The following is a 14,968-nucleotide window of genomic DNA, read 5'->3' on the forward strand; positions in this document are numbered from 1 at the left end:
ATGCTGCCGACCATCCTCGATCTCTCAAGCCTTCGCGCCGCCTATCAATCCGGCCTGACGCCGCTCGACGCCATCGAAGAGGTGATTGCGCGGCGTGCCGCCTCGAAAGATCCGGCGATCTTCATCACGGCGGTGCCCGACGAGGAGCTGCGGGCCGCCGCCAAAGCCTTGATGGCGCGGGCGCCTGAGGCAAACAGCCTGCCGCTCTGGGGCGTGCCCTTCGCGGTCAAGGACAATATCGATGCCGCCGGCCTGCCGACGACGGCCGCCTGCCCGGCATACGAATATCGGCCGGAAGCGGACGCTACCGTCGTTGCGCGGCTGAAGGCAGCCGGCGCCATCATCATCGGCAAGACCAATCTCGACCAGTTCGCGACCGGCCTCAACGGCACGCGCTCGCCCTATGGCGCGCCGCGTTCGGTCTTCGATGCGGCCTATATCTCCGGCGGATCGAGCTCCGGATCATCAGTCACGGTTGCTTCCGGCCTCGCGGCCTTCGCACTCGGTACCGATACGGCGGGCTCGGGCCGGGTGCCGGCTGCCTTCAACAATCTGGTCGGCATCAAGCCAACGCCGGGCCTTCTGCCGAATACCGGCGCCGTGCCCGCCTGCAAGAGCGTCGACTGCATAACGATTTTTGCCGCGACCGTCGGCGACGGTGTTGCGATCCGCAAGGTCGCCGAAGGCTTCGATGCCGCCGATGCTTTCTCGCGTCACGCCAAGCCGGCGAACCTGCCTGTGTCGGGCTTGCGCATCGGCGTCCTGACCGACGCCGAGCGGGAGTTCTTCGGCGACAAGGAGGTTGAGGCGCTCTACGACCAGGCGATCGAGCGGGCCAGAGCGCTCGGCGCGACGATCGTGCCTTTCGATTACGCGCCATTCCGCGAGGCCGCCGCCCTTCTCTATGATGGGCCTTGGGTCGCCGAACGTCTGGCGGCGGTCGAAGATTTCCTCGCCACGAACGCGGCTGATTTCGACCCGACGGTCAGAGGGATTATCGAAGGCGCCAAGGGCAAAACCGCGGTCGAGGCTTTCAACGGCCGATACCGGCTGGAAGAATTGCGTCGCAAGACCGAGGCCGAATGGGAAAAGGCCGACGTGCTTCTGCTGCCGACCGCACCGACCACTTACACCGTTGCGGATATGCTGGCCAATCCCGTCGTGCTCAACGGTCGCCTCGGCCGCTACACCAATTTCGTCAACCTGCTCGATTGCGCAGCGATTGCCGTTCCGGCCGGCTTCGGAAAAGGTGGGTTGCCGAGCGGCGTTACCGTCATCGCACCTGCCTTCACCGACGATGCGCTGGCACCACTTGCCGATGCGCTGCACCGCGCAGCAAGCTCCGGCATGGGCATCGACCGGCAGGCTGCGATCCCCGAAGCAAGCCGTGTTGTGCCCGGCGATGACGGTTTTATCGAAATTGTGGTCGTCGGTGCGCATCTGACCGGCATGCCGCTCAATCACGAACTGGCAGGCGCAGGCGGGCGTCTGGTCAAGACCTGCCGCACGGCCGGCGATTATCGCCTCTTCGTCTTACCCAATACCACGCCGCCGAAACCGGGGCTGCTGCGCGAGCCCGGCCACAAGGGCAACGGGCTGGAGGTCGAGGTCTGGGCACTGCCGGCCGATGCTTTCGGCAGGTTCGTCCAGAAGATTCCGGCACCCCTCGGCATCGGTAAGCTGACGCTCGAAGACGGTTCCAGCGTCTCCGGCTTCGTCTGCGAGGCGCATGCGGTGAAGGGTGCCGAGGAAATCACCGCACTTGGCGGCTGGCGCAACTATATCAGTGCCAAGCTGGCGAGCTGAGGAGAGCCTTCCATGGCGGCAAGACTCGTCTGGCGCCTGATCGATCTGCTGCGGGACGGTCTGACCGCCCGAAGCGAAGCGATCGGCAGCACCTGTGTCAGCCCTGGCGGTTCTGAGAGCGTTCGGCAAGTTCGACGATAATGCCGTCGGGATCGCGAACGAAGGCGATCTTGTTCAGCATCTCGGAGTGGACAGCGAAGCGCGGCCGCTCCTTGATCTCGACGCCCGCCTTTTCGAGGCGGGCGAAGGTCTCGTCGACATTGTCGAAATGAAAGGTGAGGTGGCGGACGCCGGCCGTATGTTCAGGCACGTCGACCGCTCTCGACGCGCCGCCGGGCGGCGCAAAGACCTCCAGCATGCCGCCGCCTGCATCGAGGAACGCGACCTGCATGCCATTCGCCATCGTCTTGCGCAGCACGAGGCTGAGGCCGAGCAGGCCACAGTAGAAATCGACAGTGTGGTCCATGTCGCCGACCGTCATGCCGACATGCTCGAAGGATTTCATCATCGGAGAGCCCTTCCCGGTTCAGACGGTGGCCGCAGCCCGCCATTCCCCTGCTGGAAGCCAGGAGCGATAGAGCGGATGATCGGCGGCGATCGGCATCGGCGTCGGTTGTCCGGTTCGCTGCGAGAAGTAAGCGGCCGTTACCAGTTCCAGCGAATTGCGGGCATCCTGCAGCGTCACCGGTGGGTCGGTGTCTTCGACGATCGCCTTATGGAAGAGCTCGAACTGACGGGTGTAGCCATCCTCGCCAGGCACATAGGCGGCGAGCACTTCGTCGATCCGCGCCTGATGTTCCTCTGCCCCGGCGACGAATGTCCACGGATCACGGCCCATCGTATAGGGTTCGATGATGCTTTCGGCGACGAGGTCGTTGAAGCAGAAGCGCAGCCGCGAGATCTCCTTGCGCGAGCCCAGCGTCATCGACAGCGTCGCCAGCGAGCCATTCTGCATCTTCACCGAAAGGGCTGCCGTATCCTCGACCTCGATCGGATTGACCAGCGTCGCCCCATAGGAAAACACCTCGGCGCAAGGGCCATGCACATAGTTCAGCATGTCATGGGCGTGGATGGCGTGGCCGAGAAGGCCACCGCCGAGTTCGCTCGCCCACTTGCCGCGCCACGGCACGGCATAATAATCCGGTCCGCGCCACCAATGGGTTTCGATCGTCGTCAGGAACGGCTTGCCGGCCAGGCCGCGTTCGATCAGCAGCTTCAGCTTCTGCAGGCCGGAACCATAGCGGTACTGGAAGATCGGCATCAGCTTCCTGCCGGGGTGACGATCGAGGATGCGCGCCATCTCGTCGACCTCGGCGATCGAGCCGAAGAGCGGCTTCTCGCAGATCACGTGCTTGCCGGACTCGATACCCTTGCGGCAGAGTTCGAAATGCGAGCTCGGCGGCGTCGAAATGTCGATGACGTCGAGATCGTCTCGGGCAAACAGCGAATCCGCATCCTGCGTGTATTCGGCAATGCCGAACTCCTCGCACAACGCTCTGCCGCGCTCCTCATCGAGCGAGCAGAGCACGGGGACTTCGAAAAGCTCCTTGTTCCAGCCGAAGCCGGCCAGATGCCGCGCAGCGATGCCTGCGCCGATGACGCCGACGCGCAATTTTCTGGTCATGATTTCCTCCTCAGCGAGCGCCGATGCGCGCGGCTTTCGCCTGGGCTTCGAGCGAAAGACGGCAGACTTCAAAAACGTGATCCTGGGTCATCGCCGTCTGCGTGCGGTTGCCAACGTCGGCGGTGAAAGCGTCGAAATAATCGAGTTTTTCACCGCTGCAATCGATATGGGTCATTTCCTTGCCGTTGACCAGGAAGAGGTGATCCTTGCCCGGCCGGCCGGCGATATCGATATATTTGCGCAGTTCGATGTAACCTTCGGTGCCGAGGATGGTCAGGCGCCCATCACCCCAGGTCGGCAGCGCCTCCGGCGTGAACCAGTCGACACGGACATAGCCCGCCGCCTTGTCGGAGCGCAGAAGCACCTCGCCGAAATCCTCGAAGGCGGGCTTGTCGGGCATGCCGAAATTGCCGATCGAGCTTGCGATGACCTCGCCTGTGGTCGAGCCGGTATAGAACAGGAACTGGTCGACCTGGTGCGAAGCGATATCGACGATGATGCCGCCGAAGGCTTCGGGATCGAAGAACCAGTCCGGCCGGGTCGGCAGTTGCAGCCGGTGTGGACCGACACCGAGCGTCTGGATCACCTTGCCGATCGCGCCTTCGGCGACGAGCTTGCCGGCCTTGACGGCGGAGCGGACGCAGTGGCGCTCGGAAAAGCAGATCGAGAAGATCTTGCCGGTCTCGGCAACGGTACGCCTGACGTCCTCGAGTTGGGCGAAGGTGGTCACGCCCGGCTTGTCGGTCATCACGTCCTTGCCCGACCTCATTGCGCGGATGGCAAGCCCGGCACGATCACGCGGAATCGCGGAAATGCAGATGACATCGATCGACGGATCGTCGAACAGCTTTTGCCTGTCGATCTGCGGCGCGTCAGGATAGGTCTTCTCGAAGGCCTCGCGCAACGCCGGCACCGAGGTCTGCGGGCAATAGCCGACGAACTCGCCGCCTGCGGCCAGCAATCCCTTCACGTGATCGAACGTGTGCCCATGGTCGATTCCGACGACGGCAAATCTCAACATCGCTGCAATATCCTCCTGGGATTTTCGTGTGGCCGCCTGACGCCAGCCTCCTCCATGTCGCGCAAAACAGATAACGAAAGCCGCCGCCTGTCAAGGCGAGATGAAGGGGGAAATCGACCGGGTTGCAAATTAAACATATGAAATATAACGATTAATTTGTATCTAAATAGTTATTTTGCAGGTTTTTACGCTTGGTCTTTCGACAAAGGGCCACGGCTTGAACCGATCGGGCGAAGTCTTTTTCCCCGGCGCATCTTGCCCCATCTCCGTGAATGTGATCGATTTCGGCTGCCGCCGGGCTGGAGGGCGGCAACACCCCGCAATGTTTTGAAGAGCGCTCCCCGCTCGCCTGTGACGGAAGATCCACCATGTCTCAACCTCTGCTCGATATCGCCGCTTCGGATGGTCTTTTTGTCGGCCGCGCCTGGAATCCCCAGGTTGCCGGGCCGAGCATCGTGGCGCTTCGAGAGGGGGAGCTGGTCGACATCACCTCGCGCGAGGCGCCGACACTGAGCGCGCTGCTCGAGCAGCAGGACGCTGCTGGTTTCGTGCGCGCTGCAAGCGGCAAGGCGATCGGCTCGTTGCAGGATATCGCCGCCAACAGCACCGGCACGCCGGATGAAGCGCGTCCCTATCTCCTGGCGCCCGTCGACCTTCAGGCAGTGAAAGCCTGCGGCGTCACCTTTGCGCAGTCGATGATCGAGCGCGTCATCGAGGAGAAGGCGGCCGGCAGTCCGGAGCGTGCCGCCTCGATCCGCGAGCGCGTCAGCACGCTGATCGGTGGCAGTCTCACCAATCTGAAGGCCGGTTCGCCGGAGGCTGCCAAGGTCAAGCAGGCACTGATCGACGAAGGCATGTGGTCGCAATATCTCGAGGTCGGTATCGGGCCGGACGCCGAAGTCTTCACCAAGTCGCCGGTGCTCTCCTCCGTCGGCTGGGGTGCGGATGTCGGCCTGCATCCGATCTCGACCTGGAACAATCCCGAGCCGGAAATCGTGCTCGCGGTCAACAGCCGCGGCGAAATCACGGGCGCGACTCTCGGCAACGACGTCAACCTGCGCGACGTCGAGGGCCGCTCGGCGCTGCTGCTCGGCAAGGCCAAGGATAACAATGCCTCCTGCTCGATCGGTCCTTTCATCCGCCTGTTCGATGCCGGCTACAGCCTCGATGATGTACGCAAGGCCGAACTCGACCTGAAGGTGTCAGGCCAGGATGGCTTCGTGATGCACGGCAAGAGTTCGATGTCGCAGATCAGTCGCGATCCGACCGATCTCGTCAAGCAGACGGTCGGCGCCCATCATCAATATCCCGACGGTTTCATGCTTTTCCTCGGCACGCTGTTTGCGCCGACTCAGGACCGCGACGCGCCGAAGCAAGGCTTTACCCACAAGATCGGCGATGTCGTCGAGATTTCCTCGGCAGGCCTCGGCGCGCTCATCAACACCGTGCGCCTCTCCACCGAATGCCCGCCCTGGACCTTCGGCATTTCGGCGCTGATGAGCAATCTGGCAAAGCGCGGCCTGCTTTGACGTGCTGATTTTTGTGCATTTCCGGGCAGAAAACCGCTTCGCGTTTTCTTGAGATGCTGAATTACTGGTTTCTCCGCCTACCCTGCAGCAGGTCGAGAACGGAGTTTGCCGCCTCAAGAACGTTCGTTCCCGGGCCGAACACGGCTGCAACGCCGTGTTCATGCAGGAATTCATAGTCCTGCCGCGGGATAACACCACCGCAGACGACGATGATATCACCACCGCCCTGTTCCCTCAGCCTGTCGATCAGCTGTGGCAGCAGCGTCCTGTGACCGGCCGCCAGGGACGAGACGCCGACGACGTTGACCTTTTCGCTGAGTGCGACACCGGCGGCTTCCTCCGGTGTCTGGAACAGGGGACCGGCGAGCACGTCGAAGCCGATATCGCCGAAGGCCGAGGCGATCACCTTTGCGCCTCGGTCGTGTCCGTCCTGACCGAGCTTGGCGACCATAATCTTCGGCCGGCGCCCCATGGCTTCCGTAACCTCCGTCATGCGAGTCTTGAGCACGGCGAGTTCCGGCTCGTTTTCATACGCTTGGCCATAGACGCCCTTAATCACCACTGGCGTGGCGGCATGATCGCCGAAGGTATCGCGCATCGCATCCGATATCTCGCCGACCGTGGCGCGGGCCCGCGCCGCCTCGATGGCGGCTTCAAGCAGGTTGCCCTTGCCGCTCTGTGCGATCTCGGCCAGGGCCGCCAAGGCCTCGCGCACGGCTTTGCCATCGCGCCGCCGCTTGGTTTCCTCGATACGTCTGATCTGCGCTTTGCGTACTGCGCTGTTGTCGATCTCCAGAATGTCGATCGGCTGCTCGTTGTCGAGCCGATAGCGGTTGACGCCGACGATGACCTCCTCGCCCTTGTCGACGGCCGCCTGGCGGCGTGCGGCCGCTTCCTCGATCAGCCGTTTCGGCAGGCCGTCTGCCACCGCCTTGGTCATGCCGCCGAGTGCCTCGACTTCCTCCATCAACGCCCAGGCCTTGTCTGCCAGTTCGGCCGTCAGGCTTTCGACATAGTAGGAGCCGGCGAGCGGATCGACGACCTTGGTGACGCCGGTCTCGTGCTGCAGGATGAGCTGGGTGTTGCGGGCGATACGAGAGGAGAACTCAGTCGGCAGCGCAATCGCTTCGTCGAAGGAATTCGTATGCAACGACTGCGTGCCGCCGAGCACGGCCGACATCGCCTCGAAAGCGGTGCGGATGATGTTGTTATAAGGGTCCTGCTCCTGCAAGGAGACGCCGGAGGTCTGGCAATGGGTGCGCAGCATCAGCGAGGACTGTTTCTTCGGATGAAACCCTTCCATGATCCGCGTCCAGAGCAGGCGGGCGGCGCGCAGCTTGGCCGCTTCCATGAAGAAGTTCATGCCGATGGCGAAGAAGAAGGACAGCCTGCCGGCGAACTCGTCGACGCTCAGGCCTTTGGCGATGGCGGCGCGGACATATTCGCGGCCGTCGGCCAGCGTGAAGGCCAGTTCCTGCACCAGTGTCGCGCCGGCTTCCTGCATGTGGTAGCCGGAGATCGAGATGGAGTTGAACTTCGGCATCTCGCGGGCGGTATAGTCGATGATGTCGGCAACGATCCGCATCGATGATTCGGGCGGATAGATATAGGTGTTGCGGACCATGAACTCCTTCAGGATGTCGTTCTGAATGGTGCCAGAAAGGTCGGCTCGCGAAACACCCTGCTCCTCGCCGGCCACGATGAAGGAGGCAAGGATCGGGATGACGGCGCCGTTCATCGTCATCGACACCGACATTTCAGCCAGCGGAATGCCGTCGAACAGGATTTTCATGTCCTCGACGCTGTCGATTGCCACACCCGCCTTGCCGACATCACCCTCGACGCGCGGATGATCGCTGTCATACCCGCGGTGGGTGGCAAGATCGAAGGCGACCGACAGGCCCTTCTGGCCGGCCGCCAGATTGCGGCGATAAAAGGCATTCGATTCCTCTGCCGTCGAGAAGCCGGCATATTGGCGGATCGTCCAGGGCCGGCCGGCATACATCGTCGCCCGCGGGCCGCGGGTGAAAGGCGAGAAGCCGGGAAGCGAACCAAGATGCCCGGCGCCGTCAAGATCCTCGGCCGTATAGAGCGGCTTGACGGCAATGCCTTCCGGCGTCTGCCAGGTCAGCTTCTCGGGCGAGGTGCGCAGTTCCTTTTGCGCAAGCTCCGCCCAATCCGACAGCGTCTTCTTCGTCATGCGGTTCCTCCGGCTTTTTTCATTCCCACCCTACCATTTCACCGGCTCCTCGTGCGATAGAGCCCGAACAGGATGATTTTAGGCCGAGCCGGCCCAAAATCTGAATCCTGTTCTATATTATATAGTTAGAGCATGATGTCGTCCGAAAACCGCTCACACTTTTCGGCATCATGCTCTAGGATTATTAATGCGGCAAATCCTTGATTTCTATTGCCGGCTTTGGGACCCGCCTCATGAAGACCATGCAGATCTATGCCTTTGACATGAACTGCGTCGGGCATATCAACCACGGCCTGTGGACGCATCCGCGCGACCGCTCAGCGCATTATACCGATCTGGACTACTGGACAGAGTTTGCCAAGACCGCCGAACGCGGCAAGCTGGACGGCATCTTCCTGGCCGATATCGTCGGTGTCTATGACGTCTACAAGGGTAGCCCGGCGCCGGTGATCGAGACGGGCGCGCAGATCCCGGTCAATGATCCGATAATCCCGATTTCGGCGATGGCCTATGTCACGAAACATCTGGGTTTCGGCGTCACCGTCAACACCACCTATGAGCCACCCTTCCTGCTGGCGCGGCGCATGTCGACGCTCGATCATCTGACCAAGGGACGGATCGGCTGGAACATCGTCACCGGTTATCTCGACAGTGCCGCCCGCAGCATGGGTTTCGACAAGCTGCCGGAACATGATGCGCGCTACGATGCGGCCGAGGAATATCTCGAAATACTCTACAAGCTCTGGGAAGGGAGCTGGGACGACGATGCGGTGGTGCGCGACAAGGTAGGCGGTGTCTATGCCGACCCCTCCAAAGTGCGCTCTGTCCGTCACGACGGCAAATATTACCGGATGGAAGGCATCCATCTTTCCGAGCCCTCGCCGCAGCGCACGCCCCTGCTCTTCCAGGCCGGCGCCTCGGCACGCGGGCAGGATTTCGCCGCACGTCACGCCGAATGCGTCTTCATTGCCGGGCCAAATCCCAAGGCGGCCAAGCCGACCATCGATGCGCTGCGGGCGAAGGCGAAGGAATTCGGCCGCGGCGCCGACGCATTGAAGATCCTGAGCCTGATCACCGTCGTCGTCGGGCGGACGGAGAAGGAAGCACGGGACAGACTGGAGGACTATCGCCGCCATGCGAGCGTTGAGGCTTCGCTTGCGCATTACTCCGCTTCGACAGGCATCGACTTTTCGAAGTATGGATTGGACGACGTCATCGACCAGAGCTCGACCAACGCCAATCAGTCGGCGCTTGCGGCCATCACGAAACAGGCGCCAAAGCCCGTGACGCTGCGTAACATCATCGACCAGATGGTGCTCGGCAGCCGGATGAAGCCGATAGTGGGTTCGCCGGAACAGATCGCCGATCATCTCGCAACATGGATCGACGAGGGTGGCATCGACGGCTTCAATCTGGCGCGGACAGTGGCGCCGGAAAGCCTGCGCGATTTTGTCGACTTGGTCGTCCCGGTGCTGCAGGAGCGCGGCGTCTTCAAGGCGGACTATGCTGCAGGACCCTTGCGGCAGAAGCTTTTCGGCGGCGGGAACGGCAGGTTGCCCGCCGCTCATCCCGCCGCCCAGTTCCGGCGCTGACCTATCGGTGGTCCAACCTGGCGACCAGCCGGTCGCCAAGCCACTGGATTCCGCAGACGAGCACGATGAGGACGGCCACCACCGCGATCATCACGCTGGTTTCAAAACGTTGATAGCCATAGCGGATGGCGAGATCGCCGAGGCCGCCGGCGCCGATCGCGCCCGCCATGGCCGAGGCGCCGATCAGCGTTACCAGCGTGACGGTGAAACCGGCGACGATGCCCGGCAGCGCTTCAGGCACCAGCACCTCGCGGATGATCGTCCAGCGGTTGCCGCCCATGGCGCGCACGGCGTCGATCAGCCCGCGGTCGACCTCGCGCAGCGATACTTCGGCGATACGGGCGTAGTAGGGCGTTGCAGCGATGGCGAGCGGCACGATGGCCGCCCAGGTGCCGAGCGCGGTGCCGACGATCAGCCGCGTCAGCGGGATCAGCGCCACCAGCAGGATGATGAAAGGCACCGAGCGGAAACCGTTGATGACTGACCCGAGCATGCGATTGATCCAGAGGTTTTCGGCGATGCCGCCGCGCGCTGTCGCGACCAGAGCAAGGCCGAGCGGCAGGCCGGCGACGAGCGAGATCAATCCCGAGGCGAGGGTCATCAGGACCGTCTCCCAAAGGGAGCGAATAAGCAGTTCAAGCATGATCGGTGTCATAACCAAGCACCTCCACCCGGGCGGACCGGGCCGTCAGGAATTGTTCGACTTTTCCGGCAAGCGCGGGGTCGCGCGCGGGAACGGCGATGAAGAACCGCGCCACCGGCTGGTTCTGGATATGGTCGATGCCGCCATGGACGAGGCGGAAGGAATGCGGCAATGCTGCCGAGAGTTCGGCAAATAGCGCGCCCTGCGCCTGTGGCCCGGCGAGATCGACGCTGAGGATCGCTTCGCTGCCCGCCGTCGCCGACAGCCGGCCGGCGATATGCTCAGGAAGCTGCGGGCGGATACCGCCAAGCAGGCTCCCGGTGATTTCAGCCTGCGGATTGGCAAAGACCGACCAGACCTGCCCTTCCTCGACGATCCGCCCGGCATCGATGACCGCGACGCGATCGGCAATGCCGCGTACCACTTCCATCTCGTGGGTGATGAGCAGAATGGTCAGTCCAAGCTTACGGTTGATGTCTTTCAGCAATGCCAGGATCGACCGGGTCGTTTCCGGATCGAGCGCCGATGTCGCCTCGTCGGACAACAGCAGTGCCGGGCGTGCCGCCAGCGCCCGGGCAATGCCGACGCGTTGTTTCTGGCCGCCGGATAGCGATACGGGATAAGCCTTCGCCTTGTCGGCAAGGCCGACGAGTTCGAGCAGCTCGTGCGCCCGTTTCAGGCGCTCGCTCTTTGCAAGACCCTCGATCTTCAGAGGCAGCGCGACGTTTTCTTCGACGGTTTTGGCAGAAAGCAGATTGAAATGCTGGAAGATCATGCCGATGCGGCGCCGCAGCGGCTGTAATTCCTGTTCCGAAAGTCCGGTGATATCTCGGCCTTCGATGAGGATCTCGCCGCTATCGGCGCGTTCCAGGCCGTTCAGGCAGCGGATCAGCGTCGATTTGCCGGCGCCGCTGCGGCCGATGATGCCAAGGATCTCGCCTCTCTTCACCGTCAGCGAAATGCCGTCGAGTGCGGCAGTGGTTCCGAACCGCCGCTTCACACCGGTAAGCCTCACCACCTCTTCGGTCGCCGTTTGCGGCTCTGCCTCGATCGCCGTGGTGGAAACAAAGGAATTCATGTGGTTTTCCTTGCAAATGCTGAAGGCGGCCCGGGCAAAGAACGCCCGGACCGCCTCTCGGCAGGCCTTAACCCCAGCCCAGCCTCTGATCAATAGGCGCTGAGACCGGTGCCCTTATAGACCTTCTCGAATTCGGCCTTGACGGTGTCGTTCTGATAAGAAGACACAAGCGTCTTGACCCATTCGGCATCCTTGCTGTCGTCCTTGACGGCGATGAAGTTGCGGTATGGATTATCAGCGATCGGCTCCTGGGCAATGCGTTCGGCCGGCGAAAGACCGCTTTTCAGCGCCCAGTCGGTGTTGACGATACCGGCATCCAGATCGTCGATCGAACGGCCGACGATGCCGGCGTCGAGTTCCTTGATCTCGATCTTCTTCGGATTGTCGGTGACGTCGGCGACGGTCGCGAGAATACCGGTGCCCTCCTTCAGTTTGATCAGGCCTTCGCTCTGGAGAACGCGCAGCGCACGGCCTTCGTTCGAGGGGTCGTTCGGCACGCCGATGACGGCACCTTCCGGGATCTCTGCGACGGACTTGTATTTCTTGGTGTAAAGGCCGATCGGCCAGACCCCGGTATAACCGACGCGAACGATGTGATAGCCGTGCTGCTTGATCTGGTTGTCGAGATAGGGCTGGTGCTGGAAGGCGTTGGCATCGACTTCGCCGCGTTCCAGCGCTTCATTCGGCTGGGTGTAGTCGTTGAAGATGACGGTCTCGATCTTGAGACCCTTCTTGCCCGCCTCGCTTGCGACCACGCGCCAAATATCCTCCTCCTCGCCGGCCATGATGCCGACCTTGATCGACTTGTCCTCGGCAAAGGAAGGCGCGGGTGCGGCAAAGGAAAAGACTGCGGCAGCAGAAATGGCGACGGCGGCAAGAGCCGCCCGGCGCGAAAGGTGGAAGCCGTGAAGATTTTTGTTCTTGGTCATTGTATATCCCGTCTGACTGAATGAGGCCGAACGCCCCGAGCAGGCCGATCATGGCAAATGCGCAGATCGCGGGCGAAGCACGAATGTCTGATGTGGAGCAAAGCCCAGAAAAACTCTTGCCCTGCCATCGATATCGGCAGGATAAATTTCCACCAAATTTATGGATTAATTGCGGCTTGAGAGCATGCTCCAAAAATGAAAACGGCGCCCTCGTGGCGCCGTTTCAAGCTTATCCCGACGCTCTTTACTCGGCAGCGATCAGCGCCTGATTCCGGCTGGGAAAGAACGCCTCGAGCTCGCCGATGACCTCGCTGATCCGCTTGGACAGCGGATCGGATGAGACGCGGTAATCGGTGAAGTCGCGGTCGGACGCGTAAACCGCGGTCGGCAGCGTGTGCGACATGAAAAAACCGAAGAGCGGGCGGAGCTGGTGCTCGACCATCAGCGCATGGCGGTCACCGCCGCCGGTCGCAGTGATGATGATCGGCTTGGCGCGCAGCTCATGCGGGTCGATCAGGTCGATCAGATGCTTGAAGAGACCAGGATAGCTGCCCTTGTAGGTCGGTGCTCCGATGACCAGCACATCGGCATTGACGATGTCGTCGATGACTTCCCTGGCGCGACTATCGAGATCGTCACGGCGCAGCGCCTGGCCAAGCGAGGGGCCGACATCGGTCAGATCGTAGATAGTGTTGTCGAAGCCGTATTTCTCACCGGCGAGACCGGCAACGTTTTCGACAAGCGCAAAGGTCTTCGAGGGGCGGTTGAAGCTACCCGCAAGGCCGACCAATTTGTGAGCAGACATGCCATTTCCTTCCAATATCGTGCCGAGACCGACGTCATTATTGGACGAATATTATCTATAAAAATAGTGGATTAAAGGAATGGTGATCCCTCTTCCCCATAGCAGGAGAAAAATACGTTCGGGCCTATGGGCGAAGGCGACGTGCGAAATCGAGCCGGAGTGTCGGTGACATTCCGGCTCGATCGATTGTCCGTAAGCGATGTCGCCTCAGACTGGTTTCTGCTTGGGAATACGCGGCAGGAAGACCGTGAGGAGACCGAGCAGCGGCAGGTAGGAGCAGATGCGGTAGACGAAATCGATTCCATGGGTGTCGGCGAAACTGCCGAGCAGGGCTGCACCAAGCCCCCCTGCCCCGAATGCGAAGCCGAAGAAGACCCCGGCAATCAGCCCGACGCGCCCGGGCACCAGTTCCTGCGCGAAGACGACGATTGCAGAGAAGGCCGAAGCGAAGATCAGGCCGATGACGACGCTGAGCACACCCGTCCAGAAAAGGTTGGCATAGGGAAGCAGGAGCGCGAAGGGAATGACGCCGAGGATCGAGAACCAGATGACAAAACGGGCACCGAAGCGGTCACCGATCGGCCCGCCGAGGAAAGTGCCAACGGCGACGGAGCCGAGGAACAGGAAGAGCATCAGCTGTGCCTGCTGCACGCTGAGCTCGAACTTGTCGATGACATAGAAGGTGAAGTAGCTCGATACGCTGGCCATGTAGACATTCTTCGTTGCCGTCAGCAGCACGAGGATGAGCAGCGCCCAGACGACCCTGTTCTGCGGCAGCGGAAGGGTCCGGCTTACCGCCGGCTTGCTGGCATTCTGGCGCCTGTGGCTGATGTACCAGTTGCCGACCCAGCTCAGCACGACCATGCCGACCATGGCGATGGCGGCGAACCAGGAGACGCTGTGCTGACCGAGCGGCAGCACGATGAAGGCGGCAAGCAGCGGACCGATCGCCTGGCCGGCATTGCCACCGACCTGGAAGAAGGATTGCGCGAAACCGTGGCGGCCGCCAGAGGCAAGACGGGCAACGCGCGACGATTCCGGGTGGAAGACCGCCGAGCCGAAGCCGATCAGGCTTGCGGCAACCAGCAGTAGTTCGAAGCTGCCGGCATTGCCGAGCAGAATGAGGCCGCAAAAGGTACTCGCCATGCCGACGGGCAGCGAATAGGGCATCGGCCAGCGGTCGGTGACGATGCCGACCAGCGGTTGCAGCAGCGAAGCCGTGACCTGGAAGGTCATGGTAAGGAGGCCGATCTGCACGAAATCGAGATCGTAGTTCGCCTTGAACAGCGGATAGAGCGAGGCGAGCAGTGACTGCATGATGTCGTTCAGCATGTGGCAGAAGCTGACCGCCATGAGGATGGACATCGTTGTTTTTTCGAAACGGGGCGCGCTCTCGGCAACGGTTGCCATCAATGCTTCTCCTGCACAGGCACGGCCGGTGCCGTGCCACGTCGATTTTATTCGATGGATTTTCGGGCGATCGGGGCTGGGAAGACTCTCGTGCGGCGGTCGCTGAACTGCATTTAGCGTAAGCGGGGACGCAATTACAGCCCAGTTTTATCCGTATTGGTACGGCTTTTGTTCGATTTGCTCTCCGAACAAGTGATTTCTGCCTAGCTTAGCGTCTTTCCAGACGGGCATTCATATCACAGTCAGTCGCGATCATCGCATATCCAGTATGCTATGTGAAAACAACCATGGAAAAGCCATGCAGGGGATACTACAGCTGCACCGATTGAAA

The 14,968-nt window shown here is 61.6% G+C and carries 13 protein-coding genes; 4 read left to right on the forward strand and 9 right to left on the reverse strand.

The features are described 5' to 3' along the window. A complete protein-coding gene (atzF, locus tag AC245Y_RS32750) occupies positions 1-1,806 on the forward strand; it encodes an allophanate hydrolase (protein WP_017997235.1) in 1,806 nt (601 codons plus the stop codon). A gap of 97 nt (positions 1,807-1,903) precedes the next feature. On the opposite strand, the gene AC245Y_RS32755 is transcribed toward atzF, so the two are convergent. The 3 genes from AC245Y_RS32755 to AC245Y_RS32765 are packed head-to-tail and all read right to left on the reverse strand — an operon-like array spanning position 1,904 to position 4,451. After that, positions 1,904-2,314 (reverse strand): VOC family protein, encoded by a 411-nt coding sequence (locus tag AC245Y_RS32755; RefSeq protein WP_017997236.1) that lies wholly within the window; start codon positions 2,312-2,314, stop codon positions 1,904-1,906. Between the two features lie 18 nt (positions 2,315-2,332). Beyond that, the gene (locus tag AC245Y_RS32760) at positions 2,333-3,430 is read right to left on the reverse strand and encodes a Gfo/Idh/MocA family protein (RefSeq protein WP_017997237.1); all 1,098 of its coding nucleotides are present in this window, start codon (positions 3,428-3,430) and stop codon (positions 2,333-2,335) included. Between the two features lie 10 nt (positions 3,431-3,440). Further along, complete coding sequence (locus tag AC245Y_RS32765; RefSeq protein WP_003549180.1) at positions 3,441-4,451, reverse strand: Gfo/Idh/MocA family protein; 1,011 nt, start codon at positions 4,449-4,451, stop codon at positions 3,441-3,443. A 368-nt stretch (positions 4,452-4,819) separates the two neighbouring features. Between AC245Y_RS32765 and AC245Y_RS32770 the strand changes: the two genes are divergently transcribed. After that, positions 4,820-5,980, forward strand: coding sequence for a fumarylacetoacetate hydrolase family protein (locus AC245Y_RS32770; protein WP_017997238.1), 1,161 nt, complete (start codon positions 4,820-4,822; stop codon positions 5,978-5,980). Between the two features lie 61 nt (positions 5,981-6,041). On the opposite strand, the gene scpA is transcribed toward AC245Y_RS32770, so the two are convergent. Continuing rightward, entirely contained in the window at positions 6,042-8,180 is a 2,139-nt protein-coding gene (scpA, locus tag AC245Y_RS32775) for a methylmalonyl-CoA mutase (RefSeq protein ID WP_017997239.1), read from the reverse strand. Positions 8,181-8,413: 233 nt separating this feature from the next. Here scpA and AC245Y_RS32780 point away from each other — a divergent pair, with 233 nt between their 5' ends. After that, entirely contained in the window at positions 8,414-9,772 is a 1,359-nt protein-coding gene (locus AC245Y_RS32780; RefSeq protein ID WP_020487153.1) for an LLM class flavin-dependent oxidoreductase, read from the forward strand. Between the two features lies 1 nt (position 9,773). On the opposite strand, the gene AC245Y_RS32785 is transcribed toward AC245Y_RS32780, so the two are convergent. The 3 genes from AC245Y_RS32785 to AC245Y_RS32795 all read right to left on the reverse strand — a co-directional run bounded on the left by AC245Y_RS32785 (position 9,774) and on the right by AC245Y_RS32795 (position 12,422). Then, positions 9,774-10,427, reverse strand: coding sequence for a methionine ABC transporter permease (locus AC245Y_RS32785; protein WP_029874964.1), 654 nt, complete (start codon positions 10,425-10,427; stop codon positions 9,774-9,776). Then, a complete protein-coding gene (locus tag AC245Y_RS32790; protein WP_026157700.1) occupies positions 10,408-11,493 on the reverse strand; it encodes a methionine ABC transporter ATP-binding protein in 1,086 nt (361 codons plus the stop codon). Before AC245Y_RS32790 ends, AC245Y_RS32785 begins: the two co-directional genes overlap by 20 nt. Positions 11,494-11,582: 89 nt before the next feature. Beyond that, positions 11,583-12,422, reverse strand: coding sequence for a MetQ/NlpA family lipoprotein (locus AC245Y_RS32795; RefSeq protein WP_017997243.1), 840 nt, complete (start codon positions 12,420-12,422; stop codon positions 11,583-11,585). A 50-nt stretch (positions 12,423-12,472) separates the two neighbouring features. Between AC245Y_RS32795 and AC245Y_RS32800 the strand changes: the two genes are divergently transcribed. Then, positions 12,473-12,691: a hypothetical protein gene (locus AC245Y_RS32800; RefSeq protein WP_157628389.1), complete on the forward strand. Its 219-nt coding sequence runs from the start codon at positions 12,473-12,475 to the stop codon at positions 12,689-12,691. On the opposite strand, the gene msuE is transcribed toward AC245Y_RS32800, so the two are convergent. Both msuE and AC245Y_RS32810 read right to left on the reverse strand, forming a co-directional pair. After that, positions 12,667-13,227, reverse strand: a complete 561-nt coding sequence (gene msuE / locus AC245Y_RS32805; protein ID WP_017997244.1) for an FMN reductase — start codon at positions 13,225-13,227, stop codon at positions 12,667-12,669. The two genes, AC245Y_RS32800 and msuE, sit on opposite strands and share 25 nt — an antisense overlap. Positions 13,228-13,434: 207 nt before the next feature. Continuing rightward, positions 13,435-14,637 carry an MFS transporter gene (locus AC245Y_RS32810; RefSeq protein WP_026157701.1) on the reverse strand — a complete coding sequence of 401 codons (1,203 nt, stop codon included), beginning with the start codon at positions 14,635-14,637 and terminating at the stop codon, positions 13,435-13,437. Positions 14,638-14,968: the final 331 nt, after the last annotated feature.

The organism is Rhizobium sp. SRDI943, from assembly GCF_057653695.1.

Bases quoted from the DNA above. Each gene is read 5' to 3' on its own strand.
- atzF (WP_017997235.1), top strand. From the start codon at position 1: ATGCTGCCGACCATCCTCGATCTCTCAAGCCTTCGCGCCGCCTATCAA.
- AC245Y_RS32755 (WP_017997236.1), bottom strand. From the start codon at position 2,314: ATGATGAAATCCTTCGAGCATGTCGGCATGACGGTCGGCGACATGGAC.
- AC245Y_RS32760 (WP_017997237.1), bottom strand. From the start codon at position 3,430: ATGACCAGAAAATTGCGCGTCGGCGTCATCGGCGCAGGCATCGCTGCG.
- AC245Y_RS32765 (WP_003549180.1), bottom strand. From the start codon at position 4,451: ATGTTGAGATTTGCCGTCGTCGGAATCGACCATGGGCACACGTTCGAT.
- AC245Y_RS32770 (WP_017997238.1), top strand. From the start codon at position 4,820: ATGTCTCAACCTCTGCTCGATATCGCCGCTTCGGATGGTCTTTTTGTC.
- scpA (WP_017997239.1), bottom strand. From the start codon at position 8,180: ATGACGAAGAAGACGCTGTCGGATTGGGCGGAGCTTGCGCAAAAGGAA.
- AC245Y_RS32780 (WP_020487153.1), top strand. From the start codon at position 8,414: ATGAAGACCATGCAGATCTATGCCTTTGACATGAACTGCGTCGGGCAT.
- AC245Y_RS32785 (WP_029874964.1), bottom strand. From the start codon at position 10,427: ATGACACCGATCATGCTTGAACTGCTTATTCGCTCCCTTTGGGAGACG.
- AC245Y_RS32790 (WP_026157700.1), bottom strand. From the start codon at position 11,493: ATGAATTCCTTTGTTTCCACCACGGCGATCGAGGCAGAGCCGCAAACG.
- AC245Y_RS32795 (WP_017997243.1), bottom strand. From the start codon at position 12,422: ATGACCAAGAACAAAAATCTTCACGGCTTCCACCTTTCGCGCCGGGCG.
- AC245Y_RS32800 (WP_157628389.1), top strand. From the start codon at position 12,473: ATGGCAAATGCGCAGATCGCGGGCGAAGCACGAATGTCTGATGTGGAG.
- msuE (WP_017997244.1), bottom strand. From the start codon at position 13,227: ATGTCTGCTCACAAATTGGTCGGCCTTGCGGGTAGCTTCAACCGCCCC.
- AC245Y_RS32810 (WP_026157701.1), bottom strand. From the start codon at position 14,637: ATGGCAACCGTTGCCGAGAGCGCGCCCCGTTTCGAAAAAACAACGATG.